This is a genomic window from Sabulicella flocculans (genome assembly GCF_045449635.1).
In the GTDB taxonomy this organism is placed as follows: Bacteria; Pseudomonadota; Alphaproteobacteria; order Acetobacterales; family Acetobacteraceae; genus Roseococcus.
Genome location: NZ_JBJJBR010000004.1, coordinates 144,445 through 159,893, shown reverse-complemented (window position 1 = coordinate 159,893; position 15,449 = coordinate 144,445). Strand labels below are relative to the sequence as shown.

The following is a 15,449-nucleotide window of genomic DNA, read 5'->3' as shown; positions in this document are numbered from 1 at the left end:
CCGCGCCCTGGGCGGGGAATCCCGTCGCTACATCAGGCCCAGCTGGCGCAGGCTGGCCCAGGCGCCGGCGGCGATCACCACGTGGTCATGCACCGACACCTCCAGCGGCTCGGCGGCGGCGACGATGCGCCGGGTCATCTCCACGTCGGCGCCGCTGGGCGTGGGGTCGCCGCTGGGGTGGTTGTGCACCAGGATCAGCGCGGTGCTGTGCAGCTCCAGCGCGCGCTTCAGCACCTCGCGCGGATAGACCGGGGCGTGGTTCACGGTGCCGCGGTGCAGCACCTCGTCGGCGATCAGGCGGTTGCGCGGGTCCAGGAACAGCACGCGGAACTGCTCGGTGCTCTCGCGCGCCAGGGCGGCGGTCAGGTAGCCCATCAGCACGTCCCAGTTGGACAGCACGGGCATCTCCATCGCCTCGGCCTGGGCCAGGCGCAGCGCGGCGGCCTGCACCAGCTTCAGCGCGGCGGCGCCGTTGACCCCCAGCTGCGGCTCGCGCGCCAGCACGTCGGCGCGGGCCGACAGCACCCGCGCCAGCGAGCCGTGGCGGTTGATCAGCGCCTTGGCCAGCGGCTTGGTGTCGCCCAGGCGGATGGCGGGATAGAGCAGCATCTCCAGCAGCTCGTAGTCGGCCAGCGAATCGGGGCCGCGATGGACCAGCTTCTCGCGCATCCGCTGGCGGTGGCCCTGTGGCCCGGTGGAGGCGAAGGGGCGCGCGGGCTGCTCATAGGCCTCGGGCGGGGCGAAGGGGCGCTCCGCCATCGGGTCGCCCCAGACGACCCGCCCTTCCTCCATCCCGCGCAACCCGTCCGTCTGGCCCATCGGCGCCCCAGGCGAAAACCTGGAAAGATGTAAACCACAGGTTGCAAAGACGCGTCAAACTCGCCTTCTGTCAGTGCCACGCATGTAGCGCCGCTCCGGACGGTAGCGGAGCCAGCGGCGCAGGCGAAGCATCACGGACAGCAGCATGGGCGGTCGTTCCGGCAGGTGGCGCCAGGTTGGCGGGCCGCGCCGGCGGAGGCGTGGCGCGGGCATGGCCGCATCGTGGCGCCGAATGCTGAAGCAAGCGTTGCCGCGGCGGCGGGCTTGCCGCATCCTTCCCTCCAACCACAATCATCGGAGGATGCCCGGGATGATCCGTCCCAGCCGACGCGGCCTGCTTGCCACCCCGCTCCTGGCCGTGCCCGGCCTCGCCGCCGCCCAGGGCCAATGGCCCGAGCGCCCGGTGCGCGTGGTCGTCCCCTGGCCACCCGGCGGCTCGACCGACGTGCTGTGCCGCATCCTGTGCGAGGAGCTGCAGCGCCGCACCGGCCAGTCCTTCGTCATCGAGAACCGGCCCGGCGCGGGCGGCAACATCGGCGCCGACGCCCTGGCGAAGAGCACCCCCGATGGCTACACCATGGCCCCGCTGACCCTGGGCGTCTGGAGCATCGCCACCTTCCTGTACGAGCGGCTGCCCTTCAACGCCGACCGCGACTTCCAGCCCATCTCCATGCACTGGGAGCTGCCGAACGTCCTGGTCGTCTCCTCCCAGCACGTGCCGGCCCGCACGCTGCGCGAGTTCGTGGAGTGGGGCAAGGCGCGGCGCAACGGCGTGTCCTACGGCTCGCCGGGCGTCGGCACCACGGCGCAGCTCTGCGGCGCGCTGTTCTGCGCCCGCCAGGGGCTGGACGGCACCCATGTGCCGTTCCGCGGCGCGGCGCAGATCATTCCCGCCATGCTGTCGGGCGACCTCACCTTCGCGCTGGACAACCTCGCCTCCTACGTGCCGCTGGTGCAGGAAGGGCGCGGGCGGGCGCTCGCCGTCACCTCGCCGCAGCGCCACCCCGCCCTGCCCGACGTGCCCACCCTGGCCGAGGCCGGGGTGCCGGATTTCGAGGTGCAGTCCTGGTGCGCCATGGCCTTCCCGGCCAACGTCCCCGCCCCCATCATCCAGCGCGCTTCCGCCCTGATGCAGGAGATCGCGGCCGAGCCGGCGGTGAAGGAGCGCTTCCTGCGCACCGGCGCCCACGCCGTCGGCTCCTCGCCCGACGGGGTCTGGGCGCGGGCGCGGCGCGAGCGCCCGATGTGGCAGGAGATGGTGCGGATTTCCGGCGCGCGGCTGGACTAGCAACCACCCCGGCAGGGCGGCGTTGCCTGGGGGCTTCCCATTCGAAGGAGACCCCCGCCGATGCGCCGCCTCGCCCTGCCCGCCCTGCTGCTCGCCCCCCTCGCCCTGGCCGCCTGCCAGGACATGCGCCCGGCCACGCAGGCCGGCGCCTCGCCCTCCGACACCGCGACCTCGCAGGCGGCGCGCTCCGGCGGCGGCATGCAGGGCGCCGGCGCGCAGACCACCCAGACCGAGGCGACCAACGCCCCGGCCATCAACTCCTCCCGCCGCTGACTGGACGCCGGGGCGGCGCGCGGGCACACAGCCCGCATGTCCCCCTGGCTGAACAGCCTGCTCGTGGACCACGCCCTGCTGCGCCTGCCCTGGCGCAACTGGGGCGTGGTGGAGAGCGGCGCGCTCTACCGCTCCAACCACCCGCTGCCCTGGCAGCTGGAGCAGGCGGCGCGCCGGCACGGGCTGCGCTCCGTCATCAACCTGCGCGGCCACCGGCCGGATTGCGGCTCGGACGCGCTGGGCCGGGCGGCGGCGGCGCGGCTGGGGCTGGCGCATGCCGACCAGCCGCTGGAAAGCCGCGGCGCCCCCCACAAGGACCGCCTGCAGCGCCTGATCGGCCTGTACCGCTCCCTGCCGCGCCCCATCCTGATCCACTGCAAGTCCGGCGCCGACCGCACCGGGCTTGCCGCGGGCGTCTGGCGCCTTATCCATGGCGGCACCGCGGCCGAGGCGGCGCGCGAGCTGTCCTGGAAGCACGGCCACGTGGCGGCCGCGCGCACCGGCATCCTCGACGCCTTCTTCGCCGCCTACGCCCCGGCCGAGGCGCGCGGCGTGCCCTTCGAGGAATGGCTGGCGGACGAGTACGACGAGGCCGCCCTGCGCGCCGGCTTCCGCCCGCAGCCGGTGGCCGCCTGGCTGACCGACCACGTGCTGCGCCGCGAATAGCCCGGTGACCGAGGCGCTGATCCTTTCCGCCGCGTGCTTCGTCGCGGCCTTCTGCGCCGGCATGGCGGGATTCGCCTTCGTGCTGGTCGGCGCCGGGCTGCTGCTGCACCTGCTGCCGCCGGCCACCACGGCGCCGGTGCTGGTGATGGGCTCCTTCCTGGTGCAGTCGCTGGCGTTGCGGGCGGTGTGGCGCCACGTGGACTGGCCGCGGCTGCGCCGCTTCGTGCTGTTCGCCGTGCCGGGGCTGCCGCTGGGGGTTTGGCTGCTGGCCACCGTGCCGGCGCGGCCGATGACCGCGGGCGTCGGCGCCCTGCTGGTGGTGTATTCCGCCTGGATGCTGGCGCGCATCGGCCTGCGCCTGCCCGCGCCGCGGGTGGCCGGCGGGCCGGCGGCGGATGCCGGCGTGGCGCTGGCCTCCGGCGTGCTGGGCGGCATCGGCGGCTATGTCGGCGCGCTGCCGGGCATGTGGGCCGACCTCCAGGGGTGGGACAAGGAGGCGACGCGCGGCCTGCTGCAGCCCTTCATCGTCGCCATGCAGGCGCTGACCCTGCCCTTCCTGGCCCTGGGCGGCTTCTTCACGCGCGAGGCGCTGTGGCTGACCGCGGCGGCGCTGCCGGCTATGGTGGCGGGCATGCTGCTGGGCCTCGCCGCCTTCCACCGGCTGCCGCAGGGCGGCTTCCGCCTGGTGCTGCTGGCGCTGCTGCTGCTGTCCGGCCTGTCGCTGCTGGTTTGACGCTTCCTTAACCCGCGCCGCCGCAGGGTGGCCGCCATGTCGCCCGACGCTGCCCTCTACGCCCGCCTGGTCGGTGCCCCGGCGCCGGGGGCGCTGCCCGCCCTGGCCAGCGCCGCGGAAGCGCTGGAAGCCGCGGTGCGCGACACCACCGACGCGCTGCGCGAGGCCGACGCCGCGATGGCGGCGTTGCGGGCCGGCCGGCGCGGCGCGGCGGACCGCCTGGCCGCGGCCCTGGCCCGGCTGGACCTGCTGCTGGCCCTCCAGGACCGCCACACCCGTTCCCTGCTGGGCCGCGCGGAGGCGCCGCCCGGCTGACAGCCCGGCGCCCGAATTGACAAGGCCGGCGCACGGCCCACCCTGCGCGCATGTCCCTCCCCCCCTTTGCCGAGGCGCTGCGCGTCTGGGCGCGCATCGGCTGCCTGAGCTTCGGGGGCCCCGCGGCGCAGATCGCGCTGATGCACCGCGAGGTGGTGGAGGAGCGCCGCTGGGTCGGCGAGGCGCGGTTCCTCCATGCGCTGAACTTCTGCATGCTGCTGCCGGGGCCGGAGGCCATGCAGCTCGCCACCTACCTGGGCTGGCTGATGCACGGGGTGAAGGGCGGGGTGGCGGCCGGGCTGCTGTTCATCCTGCCCGGCGCGCTGGTGATGCTGGCGCTGTCCTTCCTCTACGCCGCGCTGGGGCAGGTGCCGGTGATGGCGGCGCTGTTCCTGGGCCTGAAATGCGCCGTGCTGGTGCTGGTGGTCGAGGCGCTGCTGCGCGTCGCGCGCCGCGCCCTGAAGGGCGCGCTGCCCTGGGTGGTTGCCGCCGCCGCCTTCGCCGCGCTGTTCGTGCTGGCGGTGCCCTTCCCGCTGGTGGTGCTGGGCGCCGCCCTGCTGGGCTGGGCGCTGCCCGCCGCCTTCGCGCCGTCCGGCCACAAGGGCGGCACCGGCGGCAGCGAATCGGCGCTGGACGCCGCCCTGGCCGCCGAGCCCGGCCGCATCGCCGCCCTGGCCGGCGCCGCGCGGCGCGCCGGGCTGGCGGCGCTGGCGCTGTGGCTGTGGCCGGTGGCACTGCTGATGGGCAGCGGCGGCTGCCTGGCCGACGTGGCGCTGTTCTTCTCCCAGATGGCGGTGGTCACCTTCGGCGGCGCCTACGCCGTGCTGGCCTACGTGGCGCAGGAGGCGGTGGGCCGCTACGGCTGGCTCTCGGCGCCGGAGATGCTGGCCGGGCTGGGCCTGGCCGAGACCACGCCCGGCCCACTCATCCTGGTGCTGCAGTTCGTGGGCTTCCTGGCCGGCTGGCGCGAGGGCGGCGCCTGGGGCGCGCTGGCCGGCGCCGGGATGACGCTGTGGGTCACCTTCCTGCCCTGCTTCGCGTGGATCTTCCTCGGCGCGCCCTACGTGGAGCGGCTGCACGGCCACGCCAAGCTGGCCGGCGCGCTGGCGGCGGTGACGGCGGCGGTGGTCGGCGTCATCGCCAACCTGGCGCTGTGGTTCGCCCTGCGCGTGCTGTTCGCAGAGGTGCCGGGGCTGCTGCCGGCCTGGCACACGCTGCGGTGGGACGCCCTGGCGCTGTCCGTGCTGGCGGGGGTGCTGCTGTTCGGGCTGCGGCTGGGCGTGGTGCGCACGCTGGGGCTCACCGCCCTGGCCGGCTTGGCGCTCAGCCTGCTGGGCGCCGCCCCGTGACGGCCCGCCACACCTCCCGCAGCCCCGCGCCCTGCTGGCGCAGCCAGCCGCCGCGCACATAGGTCGGCGGGGCCGTCGGGTCGCCGGTGCGCGGGAAGTGGCCGCGGCGGAAATCCGCCGTGCCGAACATCCAGTCCCACACCGGCAGCAGCACGCCGTAGTTCTTGCCGGCCTGGCCGATGCTCAGCACCCCGTGGTGCAGCCGGTGGAAGCGCGGCGAAACCAGCAGCCTTTCCCCCACGCTCCCGAAATCCAGCCGGACATTGGCGTGGCTCAGGCTTTCCGCCAGCCGCAGCACCAGAAGGATGATGGGGAACTGCCCCGGCGGCACGCCGATGGCCACCGCCACCAGCCCGAACCACGCCGCCGCCAGCACGTCGTCCAGCACGTGGTTGCGGTCGTCGGTCCAGAAGGTCATCTGCGCCTGGGCATGGTGGATGGAATGCAGCGCCCACCACCAGCCGAACATGTGCTGGAAGCGGTGGTGCCAGTAGGCCGCGAAGTCCAGCACCACGAGGTAGACCAGCAGCGCCGCGAAGGGATGCTCGCGCAGCGCCGGCACGAAGGTTTCCAGCGTCGGCGGCACCCAGCCGGAATCGGCGATCAGCGCCTCGATGCGGGTCTGCGCCGCGAAGAACAGCACGAAGCCCAGCAGCGGCAGCACGCCCAGCCGCGCCAGCAGGGTGTAGGCCATGTCGGTCCACACCACGCGGCGGTCGGCCCAGCGCTCCACCGGGTTCCAGCGCTCCAGCGGCCAGCACACCGCCACCACCACCGCCACCTGCAGCAGGCCGAACAGCACGAAGTCCATCCACATGAAGGCCTCGTCGGCCCAGTCCATCAGGCCGGCGCGGTACATCAGCGGCTGCAGCAGCCCCTCGAAGGCCCAGCCGGTGAAAAGGTCGTAGCGCTCGCGCAGCCACTCCATCACGCGATGCCTCCCTCGGGCAGCGGGGCGAAGCAGAAGCCGCGTTCCTTCAGCCCGGCCAGCAGGCGCTCGAACACCAGCCCGAAGGGCTCGCGGCGCGAGCGCACGCCCCAGTGCATCACCAGCACCTCGCCATCGCGGATGCCGGCCAGGTTGCGGCGCAGCAGCGCCTCGTTGGGGTGGGCGGCGCTGTCCAGCTCGTCGCCCAGGAAGCCGCGCGCGGTCCAGCCCTGGTGGCGCAGGCCGCAGGCGGCGGCCATCCGCACCGCCCCGGGCGTGACGATGCCGCCCGGCGCCCGCCACAGCGGCAGGATCCGCGCCTCCGGCACCCAGCGGCGCAGCGCCTCCAGCGGCCGCAGCAGCTCGGCGCACAGCGCTTCCTGGTCCAGCACCTCCGCGCCCTCGCCCTGGCGCGAGGCGTAGGAGGTGCGGCCCGGCCCCGGGTCGCCGCGGAAATACCAGTGCCGCCAGGTGTGCGAGGCGAAGGCGTGGCCCTCGGCGGCGCGGGCGCGCCAGAACGGCGCCCAGCCTTCCTCCAGCTGGCGGTCGCCGCGGTGCGTGCGCTCGTTGGCGACGAACAGCGTGGCGCGCACCGCGTGCCGGCGCATCGCCTCGGCGATCAGCTCCGCCTCGCGCGACCAGCCGGTGTCCACCGTCAGGTACAGGGTGCCGGCGCAGCGCTGCGCCAGGGCCGGCGCCGGCAGCAGGGCCGCGGCGCCCAGCAGGGCGCGCCGGCGGGTCATCGCCGCGCGCCGGCCACCGGCTGCACCGGCAGCGCCGGGTCGGTCGGCACGGCGGCCAGCCCGCGCGGCGGCGCCTCCCGCATGGGGCGGGAGCCGCTGGCCGCGCCGGGCAGCTGGAAGGCGAAGGCCGCGCCCAGGCCCTCGCGCCGCGGCATGGCGAAGACGCCGTGCGGCGAGCGCCCGACGCGGATGGTGGAATGCTCGCCGGTGCGCGGGTCCAGCACCAGCAGCCGCCCGACCCAGCGCAGCGTGGCGTAGAGGCGGCCCTCGGCGTCGAAGGCGATGCAATCCGGCCCGCCGGGGATCTCGAAGACGCGCCTCACCTCCAGGGTCGCCGCGTCCACCTCGGCCAGCCGCGAATCGACGCGCGAGGTGGCCCAGAGGCTGCGCCCGTCCGGCGCGGGGAAGATGGTGTGCGCCCCGCGCCCCAGCCGGAAGGCGGTGCGCACCTCCCGCGTGCGCGGGTCCAGCGCCACGAATTCCTCGCGCCCCATCAGCCCCACCAGCAGCTGGCCGCGGTGCCAGATGATCCCCGCGGGCTCCGGCCCCACATCCTGCACCCAGGCGGTGGCCCGCGCCTCCAGGTCCACCGCCGCCACCTGCCCGGAGCCCTGCAGCGTGACGTAGGCCCAGCGGCTGTCCGGGCTGAACGCGACGTGGGAGGGCTTGTCGGGCTGGCGGAAGCGATGGAGCAGCGCCAGCGTCGCCGCGTCGTAGATGTCCACCTGGTCGCGCCGCAGCGAGGCGACGACCAGGAACCGCCCGTCCGGGCTGAACTCCAAATGATAGGGGTTGGAGACGCGCTCGCGCCGCAGCACCTGCCCGGTGGCGGGGTCGAGGAAGATCAGCTCGTTGCCGCCGCTGTCCCCCACCACCAGCTGCGAGCCGTCAGGCGTGACGACCAGGTGGTGCACCTCGCGCAGCACCGGCTGGCGGCGGATCTCCGTGCGGGTGGCGGCGTCGATCACGGAGATGGTCGCCTCGCCCGAATTCAGCACGAAGACGAGGTCGGCCCGCGCCGGGGCGGCGAGCAGCAGGAACAGGCAGAATGCGCGCCACATGGCCGGCCGGCTTCCCATCATGGGGTGTGGCCGGAGAAAACCCCGGATGGGCGCCGGTTTCAAGCCGGGCGCCCTGTCACCCAGCCAGACGGTCGGCGAAGGACTTGCGGAACTTGCTCACCTTCGGCCCCACCACGGCCCGGCAATAGCCCGACCACGGGTTGCGCGCGTAGTAGTCCTGGTGCTCCGGCTCCGCCGGCCAGAACTCGGCCGCGGGGCGGATCTCGGTGACGATGGGCGCCTCCCACGCCGCCTGGGCCTCGGCCATCACGTCGCGCGCCGCCTCCTCCTGCGCGGTGCCGTGGGTGAACACCACGCTGCGGTATTGCGGGCCGACATCGGCGCCCTGGCGGTCCTTGGTGGTGGGGTCGTGCAGGGTGAAGAACATCCGCAGAAGGTCCGCGTAGGACACCACCGCCGGGTCGAAGGCCAGGCGCACCACCTCGGCGTGGCCGGTTTGCTTGCCGCAGACCTGCTCGTAGGTCGGGTTCGGCACGTGGCCGCCGGCATAGCCGCTGACCACCTCCGTCACGCCCTTCACCCCGCGATAGGCGGCGTCCAGGCACCAGAAGCAGCCGCCGCCCAGGGTGGCGTGTTCGATCTCGCTCATGCGCCGGATATGGGCCGCGCCGCCGCCGGCTCAAGCGGCGCGCATCCGCTGGGCCAGCGCCGACACCTCCTCGCGCAGGAAGCGGCCGGCGCCCTGCAGGTCGTCGGCCAGGGCGTGCAGCCCCCGCGCGGCGGCGTCGGTGGCCTCCACGTCGCGGGCCAGCACCTGCGCCTCCGACGTCACCTCGCCGGTCGCCCGCGCGGCCTCGGCCACGGCGCGGGCGATCTCGCGCGTCGCCTCGCCCTGCTGGGCCATGCCCTCGGCGATGTTGGCGCTGATGGCGTCCAGCTCCCGCACCATGCGGCCGATGCCCTCCAGCGCCTGGGCCGCGCTGTCGCTGCTGCCCTGGATGGCGGAGACCTGCGCCGCGATGTCCTCCGTGGCCTTGGCGGTCTGCGCGGCCAGCGCCTTCACCTCGCTGGCCACCACGGCGAAGCCCTTGCCCGCCTCGCCCGCCCGCGCCGCCTCGATGGTGGCGTTCAGCGCCAGCAGGTTGGTCTGGGAGGCGATGGACTCGATCAGCCGGATCACCTCGCCGATGCGCTGGGCAGCCAGGGACAGCGCCCGCACCGTCTGGTCGGCCGAGTTCGCCTGGCCGGCCGCCTGGGCCGCCATGCTCGAGGCGCCCTCCACCCGGCGGGTGATCTCGCCGATGCTGGCCGCCAGCTCTTCCGCGGCGGCCGCGACCGCCTGGACATGCGCCATGGCGCCGCTCGCCCCGGCGTCCAGCGTGCCGGCATGGACCTTCGCCTGCTCCGCCACCTCGCCCAGGCGGCCGGCCGCGCCCAGCGTGGCCTGGGCGCGGCCGGCCAGCTTCTCCGACGCCTCGGCCAGCGCCTGTTCCATCTCGCCGGCGAGCCGGGCGGCGTCCTCCCGCCGGCTCGCCTCCAGGGCGGCGCGGGCCAGGCCGGCCTCTCCGCGCTCCCGCTCCGCCGTCGCCAGGGCACCGCGCAGCACCTCCAGCGCGCGCGCCATGCCGCCGATCTCGTCGCGCCGCCCGGTCCCGGGCACCGGCTCGGTCAGCCCGCCCTCGGCCAGGGCCAGCAGGCGGGCGGACAGCACGCCCAGCGGCCGCATCTGCCGCCGCACCAGCCACCAGCCGCCCAGCCCTGCCGCCAGCAGCAGCGCCAGCGCCGCCGCCAGGGTGACCATCGCGTGGCGCCAGGCCATGGCGGCCAGCACGCCGCCGTCCTGGCCCACGAACAGCAGGCCCAGCACCCTGCCCTGCGCGTCCTTCACCGGCGCGTAGATGGTCAGGTGCGGGCGGCCCAGGATGTCGGCGGGGCCGCGATAGGCCTGGCCCTGGCCCAGCGCGGCCTCCCGCGCCGGGCCGGCGGCCAGGCGGGTGCCGGCGGCGCGCGTGCCGTCGGGGCGCTGCACGCTGGTCGCCACGCGCTCGTCGCCCTTGAACACCGTGGCCACCCCGCCTGAGGCGCGCGACACCAGGTCCACCACCTCGTTGGCGCCGTCCAGCACCAGGGGGCCGCGGGCCAGCCGCCCGTCCTCCGTCAGGCGCCAGGCACCGCCGCCGGACAGGCGCTCCGTCATGCCCTCCAGCAGCAGCAGGTCGCGCTCCAGCCGCGCGCGCAGCGCCGCCTCCTCCGCCCGCCGCTCGCTCCAGCCGGCGAACAGCTGCAACGCCACCAGGGAGGCGGTCAGCATCGCGAGGAATCCGGCGGTGATGCGGGCGGCGAGGCTCAGGGAGGGCAGGCGCATGGGGGGTCTGTCCGGGCTGGTCGAGCGCCCACGCTGCGCCGCCGAAGGTTAACCCGCCCTTGCCGCTGACAGCGGCACCCGCCGCCGCTACTCTGCCGGCAACGACATGGCAGGGAACGCCCGATGATCCGCACCATCGCCGCCGCCGCGGCGCTTGCCCTCCTGCCCGGCCTCGCCCTGGCCCAGGCCGGCAGCCCGACCGCCGCCTGCACCCACCGCGGCGCGCTGGATGACGCCTTCTGCGACGAGGACCGCGACCTCGTGGCCGACCCGCCGCGCGAGGCGGGGCGCCTGCGCAACCCCTCCACCCTGGTGTTCGCCTACACCCCGGTGGAGGACCCGGCCCTCTACGCTACCCAGTTCCGCCCGCTGCTGGAGCACCTGTCTGCCTGCACCGGCAAGCGGGTGGTGTATTTCCAGGTGACGTCCAACGCCGCGCAGGTGGAGGCCATGCGGTCGGGGCGGCTGCACATCGCCGGCTTCTCCACCGGCCCCACCGCCTTCGCGGTGAACCTCGCCGGCGCGGTGCCCTTCGCCATCAAGGGCAACGAGCGCGAGTTCGAGAGCTACCGCGTCGTCGTGCTGGCGCGCGCGAGCAGCGACATCCGCACCCTGGCCGACCTGCGCGGGCGGCGGGTGGCGCACACCTCGGCCACCTCCAACTCCGGCAACCTGGCGCCGCGCGCGCTGTTCCCGGCCCTGGGCGTCACGCCCGACACCGACTACCGCGTGGTGTACTCCGGCGGCCACGACCGCAGCGTCATGGGCGTGAACGCCGGCGACTACGACGCCGCCCCGGTGGCCAGCGACGTGTACAACCGCATGGTCGGCCGCGGCCAAGTGCGGGCGGAGAACCTGCGCGAGGTCTGGCGCTCCGACCCCTTCCCCACCTCCTCCTTCGCCCACGCGCACGACCTGCAGCCGGAACTGGCGCAGCGCATCCGGCAATGCTTCTTCGACTACCGCTTCCCGGAGGCGATGCGCCGAGACCTGGGCGGCAACGACCGCTTCTGGCCCGCCACCTACCTGCGCGAATGGGCCCCGGTGCGCGCGGTGGCCGACGCGGTGAACGCCCCCTACACCCGCGCCGCCTTCGACGCCGAGAGCCGGCGCGAGCTGGAGGCCGAGGCGCGCCGCCGCGCCGCCCAGCAGCAGCAGCAGGCGCCCCGCCCGCAGTGAGCGCCGCCCCCCTCCTGGAGATCCGCGGGCTGGTGAAGGAGTACCAGCCCGGGGTGCCGGTGCTGCGCGGCATCGACCTGGCCATCGGGGCGCAGGGCATGACCGCCGTCATCGGCCCCTCGGGCACCGGCAAGTCCACCCTGCTGCGCTGCATCAACCGGCTGGTGGAGCCCACCCGCGGCACCATCACCCTGCGCGGCGAGGCGCTGACCGGCCTGCGCGGCGGCGCGCTGCGCCGCGCCCGCCGCCGCATCGGCATGGTGTTCCAGGAATACAACCTGGTGGAGCGCCTGTCGGTGATGGAGAACGTGCTGTCCGGCCGCCTGGGCTACGTGCCCGCCTGGCGCGCCTGGCTGCGCCGCTACCCGGCCGGGGACGTGGAGCGCGCCTTCGCCCTGCTGGACGCGGTGGGCCTGCCGGAGCACGCGACGCGCCGGGCCGACGCGCTGTCGGGCGGGCAGCGCCAGCGGGTGGGCATCGCCCGCGCCCTGATGCAGCGCCCCGACATCCTGCTGGCCGACGAGCCCACCTCCTCGCTGGACCCCAAGACGGCGGTGGAGGTGATGGAGCTGATGGCCCGCCTGACCGCCGAGGCCGGGGTGCCGGTGATCGTGAACATCCACAACGTGGAGCTCGCGCGGCGCTTCGCCGGCCGCGTGGTGGGCATGACCGGCGGCGCCGTGGTGTTCGACGGCCCGCCGGCGGAGCTGCGCGACCACCACCTGCGCGACATCTACGGCGGCGAGGACTGGCTGTGAGGCTGCGCACCCCCTTCGCCCCGGACTGGCCGATGCGCATCGGCCTGCTGCTGCTGGCGCTCTACGCGCTGTGGGCCAGCACGCAGCTGGGCCTGTCCGGCGAGCGGCTGCTGACCGGGCTGGGCGAGGGCGGGCGCTTCCTGGCGCGCATGTGGCCGCCCAACTTCACCCGGTGGGAGCTGCTGCTGGAAGGCATGCTGGAAAGCATCCAGATCGCGCTGATCTCCACCGCGCTGGGCATCCTGCTCTCGCTGCCGCTGGGGCTGATGGCGGCGCGCAACCTGGCGCCCTGGTGGCTGGCCGCGCCGACGCGCGCCGTCATCGCCGTGTGCCGCTCGCTGCACTACGTCATCGTCGCCATCCTGTTCGTGAAGGCGCTGGGCTTCGGGGCGCTGGCGGGGGTGGCGGCGCTGACCGTCGCCTCCATGGGCTTCGTCGCCAAGCTGTTCGCCGAGGCCATCGAGGAGATCAGCATGAAGCAGGTGGAGGCGGTGCGCGCCACCGGCGCCCCGCCCGCCTCCGTGCTCGTCTACGGCGTGCTGCCGCAGGTGGCGTCGCGCTTCGTGGGCTTCTGCATCTACCAGCTCGATTCCAACCTGCGGAACTCCACCCTGGTGGGCATCGTCGGCGCGGGCGGCATCGGCGGCACGCTGTTCGCCGCCTTCAAGCGCTTCGACTACGACTTCGTGGCCGCCATCCTGCTGTCCATCATCGCCCTCATCTTCGCGGCCGAGCTGCTCTCGGGCCGCATCCGGGCGGCGCTGCGATGACCCGCACCTGGGTGCGCCACGACGCCGGCGAGCGGCTGGCCCGCCTCGCCCTCACGCTCGGCATCGTCGCCGCCCTGGCCTGGGCGGTGCGCACGGTGGAGATCATCCCCGAGTTCCTGCACGATGCGCCCGAGCAGATGGCCGACCTGCTGCTGCGCATGTGGCCGCCCGACCTCGGCCACTACTACCCCTCCGTCCACGCCGCGCTGCTGGAGACGGTGCACATCGCCACCCTAGGCACGCTGCTGGGCATCGCGCTGGCGCTGCCCTTCGCGCTGCTGGCGGCGCGCAACATCTGCCGCGTCAGGGCGCTGAACCTGCTGGCGCAACTGGTGCTGGTGGCCTCGCGCTCGGTCAACTCGCTGGTCTGGGCGCTGGTCTTCGTCGCGGTGTTCGGGCCCGGCCCGGCGGCGGGGGTGTTCGCCATCGCCTTCCGCTCGGTGGGCTTCGTCGGCAAGCTGCTGGCCGAGGCGCTGGAGGAGACCGCCGCCGGCCCGGTGGAGGCCCTGGTGGCCGCCGGCGCCCCTTGGCCGTCGCGCATGCTCAAGGCGGTCTGGCCGCAGGTGCAGCCGGCCTTCTGGGGCATCGCCCTGTTCCGCTGGGACATCAACCTGCGCGAATCCGCCGTGCTGGGGCTGGTGGGCGCGGGCGGCATCGGCGTGGTGCTGGACGATGCCATCAACTTCTTCCAGTGGGAGCGCGTGGCGACCGTGCTGCTGGCCATCCTGCTCGTGGTTCTGGTCGCCGAGGTGCTGGTGACTCGCATCCGCGCGCGCCTGCTCTAGATAGGCCCTCATGCGGCATTTCGACATCGTGGTGGTGGGCGGCGGGGTGAACGGCGCGGGCATCGCGCGGGACCTGTCCGGGCGCGGCCACTCCGTCCTCCTGCTGGAGAAGGCGGACCTCGCCCAGGCCACCTCCTCGGCCTCCTCCAAGCTGGTGCACGGCGGCCTGCGCTACCTGGAGCACCACGAGTACCGCCTGGTGCGCGAGGCGCTGGGCGAGCGCGAGGTGCTGCTGCGCACCGCCCCGCACATCATCTGGCCGCTGCGCTTCGTGCTGCCCCACCGGCCGGAGATGCGCCCGCGCTGGCTACTGCGCGCCGGGCTGTTCCTGTACGACCACCTGGCCCGCCGCGTCTCGCTGCCCGGGGCGGAGGCGTTCCGCACCGCCCAGGACCCGCGCGGCGCGCCCCTGAAGCCCGAGTTCACCCACGCCTTCGCCTATTCCGACGCCTGGGTGGAGGACAGCCGCCTGGTGCTGCTCTGCGCCATGGACGCCGCCGCCCGCGGCGCCGAGATCCGCCCGCGCTGCGCCTTCCAGGCCGCCGAGCGCCACCCTGACCACTGGCGCGTGACGCTGGAGGATGGCGAGGTGGTGCAGTGCCGCGCCCTGGTGAACGCCGCCGGCCCCTGGGTGCAGAAGGCGCTGGACGCCGCCCACGCCCTGCCGCCGGGCAAGGTGCGCCTGATCCGCGGCTCGCACATCGTCCTGCCCCGGCTGTACGAGGGCGCGCACGCCTACATCCTGCAGAACGACGACCGCCGCGTGGTCTTCGCCATCCCCTATGAGGGGCGCTTCACCCTGGTCGGCACCACCGACGTCCCGCACGAGGGCGACCCGGCCGAGGCCCGCTGCACGCCGGAGGAAGCGGCCTACCTCTGCGCCGCCGTGTCGCGCCAGTTTCGCCGGCAGGTGGCGCCGGACGACATCGCCTGGACCTACAGCGGCGTCCGCCCCCTGTTCGACGACGGCGCCGAGGACCCCAGCGCGGTGACGCGCGACTACGTGCTGAAGCTGGATGAGGCCGGGGCGCCGCTGCTCAGCGTCTATGGCGGCAAGATCACCACCTTCCGCCGCCTGGCCGAGGAGGCCGCCGCCCGGGTGGGCGCCGCCATCGGCCGCGCCGGCACGCCCTGGACGGCGCGCGCCACCCTGCCCGGCGGCGACCTGGGCGGCCGCACGCACGAGCAGTTCGCGAAGGAGATGGCCCGCGCCCTGCCCCTGGTGCCGCCGGAATGGCTGCCCCGGCTGGTGCGCACCCATGGCTCGCTGCTGCCGGAGGTGATGGCGGGCGAGCCCGGCGCCCACCTGGGCGCCACGCTGAGCGAGCGCGAGCTGGACTGGATGCGTGCGCGCGAATGGGCCGCCACGGCGGAGGACGTGCTGTGGCGCCGCACCAAGCTGGGCCTGCACATGACCGAGGCCGAGCGCGCGGCGGTGGCCGCCCGCTTCTGACCC

General features: G+C 74.7%; 17 protein-coding genes. 11 read left to right on the top strand and 6 right to left on the bottom strand.

Annotation, left to right across the window (positions count from 1 at the left end):
* Positions 1 to 27: 27 nt before the first annotated feature.
* On the bottom strand, positions 28 to 819 hold the full coding sequence (gene radC, locus ACI6QG_RS07185; RefSeq protein ID WP_407023899.1) for a RadC family protein: 792 nt from the start codon (positions 817 to 819) through the stop codon (positions 28 to 30).
* Between the two features lie 310 nt (positions 820 to 1,129).
* On the opposite strand from radC, the gene ACI6QG_RS07180 reads away from it, so the two are divergent.
* Genes ACI6QG_RS07180 through chrA form a run of 6 tightly spaced genes read left to right on the top strand, consistent with a single transcriptional unit; the run spans position 1,130 to position 5,443 of the window.
* Complete coding sequence (locus ACI6QG_RS07180; protein WP_407023898.1) at positions 1,130 to 2,107, top strand: Bug family tripartite tricarboxylate transporter substrate binding protein; 978 nt, start codon at positions 1,130 to 1,132, stop codon at positions 2,105 to 2,107.
* 60 nt (positions 2,108 to 2,167) lie between these two features.
* The gene (locus ACI6QG_RS07175) at positions 2,168 to 2,380 is read left to right on the top strand and encodes a hypothetical protein (protein WP_407023897.1); all 213 of its coding nucleotides are present in this window, start codon (positions 2,168 to 2,170) and stop codon (positions 2,378 to 2,380) included.
* A gap of 36 nt (positions 2,381 to 2,416) precedes the next feature.
* Positions 2,417 to 3,046, top strand: coding sequence for a fused DSP-PTPase phosphatase/NAD kinase-like protein (locus ACI6QG_RS07170; protein WP_407023896.1), 630 nt, complete (start codon positions 2,417 to 2,419; stop codon positions 3,044 to 3,046).
* Positions 3,047 to 3,050: 4 nt separating this feature from the next.
* Entirely contained in the window at positions 3,051 to 3,779 is a 729-nt protein-coding gene (locus tag ACI6QG_RS07165; protein WP_407023895.1) for a sulfite exporter TauE/SafE family protein, read from the top strand.
* Between the two features lie 36 nt (positions 3,780 to 3,815).
* Positions 3,816 to 4,094: a hypothetical protein gene (locus ACI6QG_RS07160; protein WP_407023894.1), complete on the top strand. Its 279-nt coding sequence runs from the start codon at positions 3,816 to 3,818 to the stop codon at positions 4,092 to 4,094.
* A 50-nt stretch (positions 4,095 to 4,144) separates the two neighbouring features.
* Positions 4,145 to 5,443 (top strand): chromate efflux transporter, encoded by a 1,299-nt coding sequence (gene chrA / locus ACI6QG_RS07155; protein WP_407023893.1) that lies wholly within the window; start codon positions 4,145 to 4,147, stop codon positions 5,441 to 5,443.
* Here the strand turns inward: chrA and ACI6QG_RS07150 are convergent.
* From ACI6QG_RS07150 to ACI6QG_RS07130, 5 genes are all read right to left on the bottom strand, one after another.
* Positions 5,418 to 6,371: a sterol desaturase family protein gene (locus tag ACI6QG_RS07150; RefSeq protein WP_407023892.1), complete on the bottom strand. Its 954-nt coding sequence runs from the start codon at positions 6,369 to 6,371 to the stop codon at positions 5,418 to 5,420. The genes chrA and ACI6QG_RS07150 overlap by 26 nt on opposite strands.
* Positions 6,371 to 7,114, bottom strand: a complete 744-nt coding sequence (locus ACI6QG_RS07145) for a polysaccharide deacetylase family protein (RefSeq protein WP_407023891.1) — start codon at positions 7,112 to 7,114, stop codon at positions 6,371 to 6,373. Before ACI6QG_RS07145 ends, ACI6QG_RS07150 begins: the two co-directional genes overlap by 1 nt.
* Positions 7,111 to 8,175, bottom strand: coding sequence for a YncE family protein (locus ACI6QG_RS07140; protein WP_407023890.1), 1,065 nt, complete (start codon positions 8,173 to 8,175; stop codon positions 7,111 to 7,113). Before ACI6QG_RS07140 ends, ACI6QG_RS07145 begins: the two co-directional genes overlap by 4 nt.
* Before the next feature lie 76 nt (positions 8,176 to 8,251).
* On the bottom strand, positions 8,252 to 8,776 hold the full coding sequence (gene msrA / locus ACI6QG_RS07135) for a peptide-methionine (S)-S-oxide reductase MsrA (RefSeq protein WP_407023967.1): 525 nt from the start codon (positions 8,774 to 8,776) through the stop codon (positions 8,252 to 8,254).
* A gap of 39 nt (positions 8,777 to 8,815) precedes the next feature.
* Complete coding sequence (locus ACI6QG_RS07130) at positions 8,816 to 10,501, bottom strand: methyl-accepting chemotaxis protein (protein WP_407023889.1); 1,686 nt, start codon at positions 10,499 to 10,501, stop codon at positions 8,816 to 8,818.
* Between the two features lie 123 nt (positions 10,502 to 10,624).
* Between ACI6QG_RS07130 and phnD the strand changes: the two genes are divergently transcribed.
* Genes phnD through glpD form a run of 5 tightly spaced genes read left to right on the top strand, consistent with a single transcriptional unit; the run spans position 10,625 to position 15,446 of the window.
* Positions 10,625 to 11,680 (top strand): phosphate/phosphite/phosphonate ABC transporter substrate-binding protein, encoded by a 1,056-nt coding sequence (gene phnD / locus ACI6QG_RS07125; RefSeq protein WP_407023888.1) that lies wholly within the window; start codon positions 10,625 to 10,627, stop codon positions 11,678 to 11,680.
* Complete coding sequence (gene phnC / locus ACI6QG_RS07120; protein WP_407023887.1) at positions 11,677 to 12,438, top strand: phosphonate ABC transporter ATP-binding protein; 762 nt, start codon at positions 11,677 to 11,679, stop codon at positions 12,436 to 12,438. Before phnD ends, phnC begins: the two co-directional genes overlap by 4 nt.
* Complete coding sequence (gene phnE, locus ACI6QG_RS07115) at positions 12,435 to 13,208, top strand: phosphonate ABC transporter, permease protein PhnE (protein WP_407023886.1); 774 nt, start codon at positions 12,435 to 12,437, stop codon at positions 13,206 to 13,208. Before phnC ends, phnE (ACI6QG_RS07115) begins: the two co-directional genes overlap by 4 nt.
* Complete coding sequence (phnE, locus tag ACI6QG_RS07110) at positions 13,205 to 13,993, top strand: phosphonate ABC transporter, permease protein PhnE (protein WP_407023885.1); 789 nt, start codon at positions 13,205 to 13,207, stop codon at positions 13,991 to 13,993. The genes phnE (ACI6QG_RS07115) and phnE (ACI6QG_RS07110) overlap by 4 nt, the downstream gene beginning before the upstream one ends.
* A 10-nt stretch (positions 13,994 to 14,003) precedes the next feature.
* Positions 14,004 to 15,446: a glycerol-3-phosphate dehydrogenase gene (glpD, locus tag ACI6QG_RS07105; RefSeq protein ID WP_407023884.1), complete on the top strand. Its 1,443-nt coding sequence runs from the start codon at positions 14,004 to 14,006 to the stop codon at positions 15,444 to 15,446.
* Positions 15,447 to 15,449 lie beyond the last annotated feature (3 nt).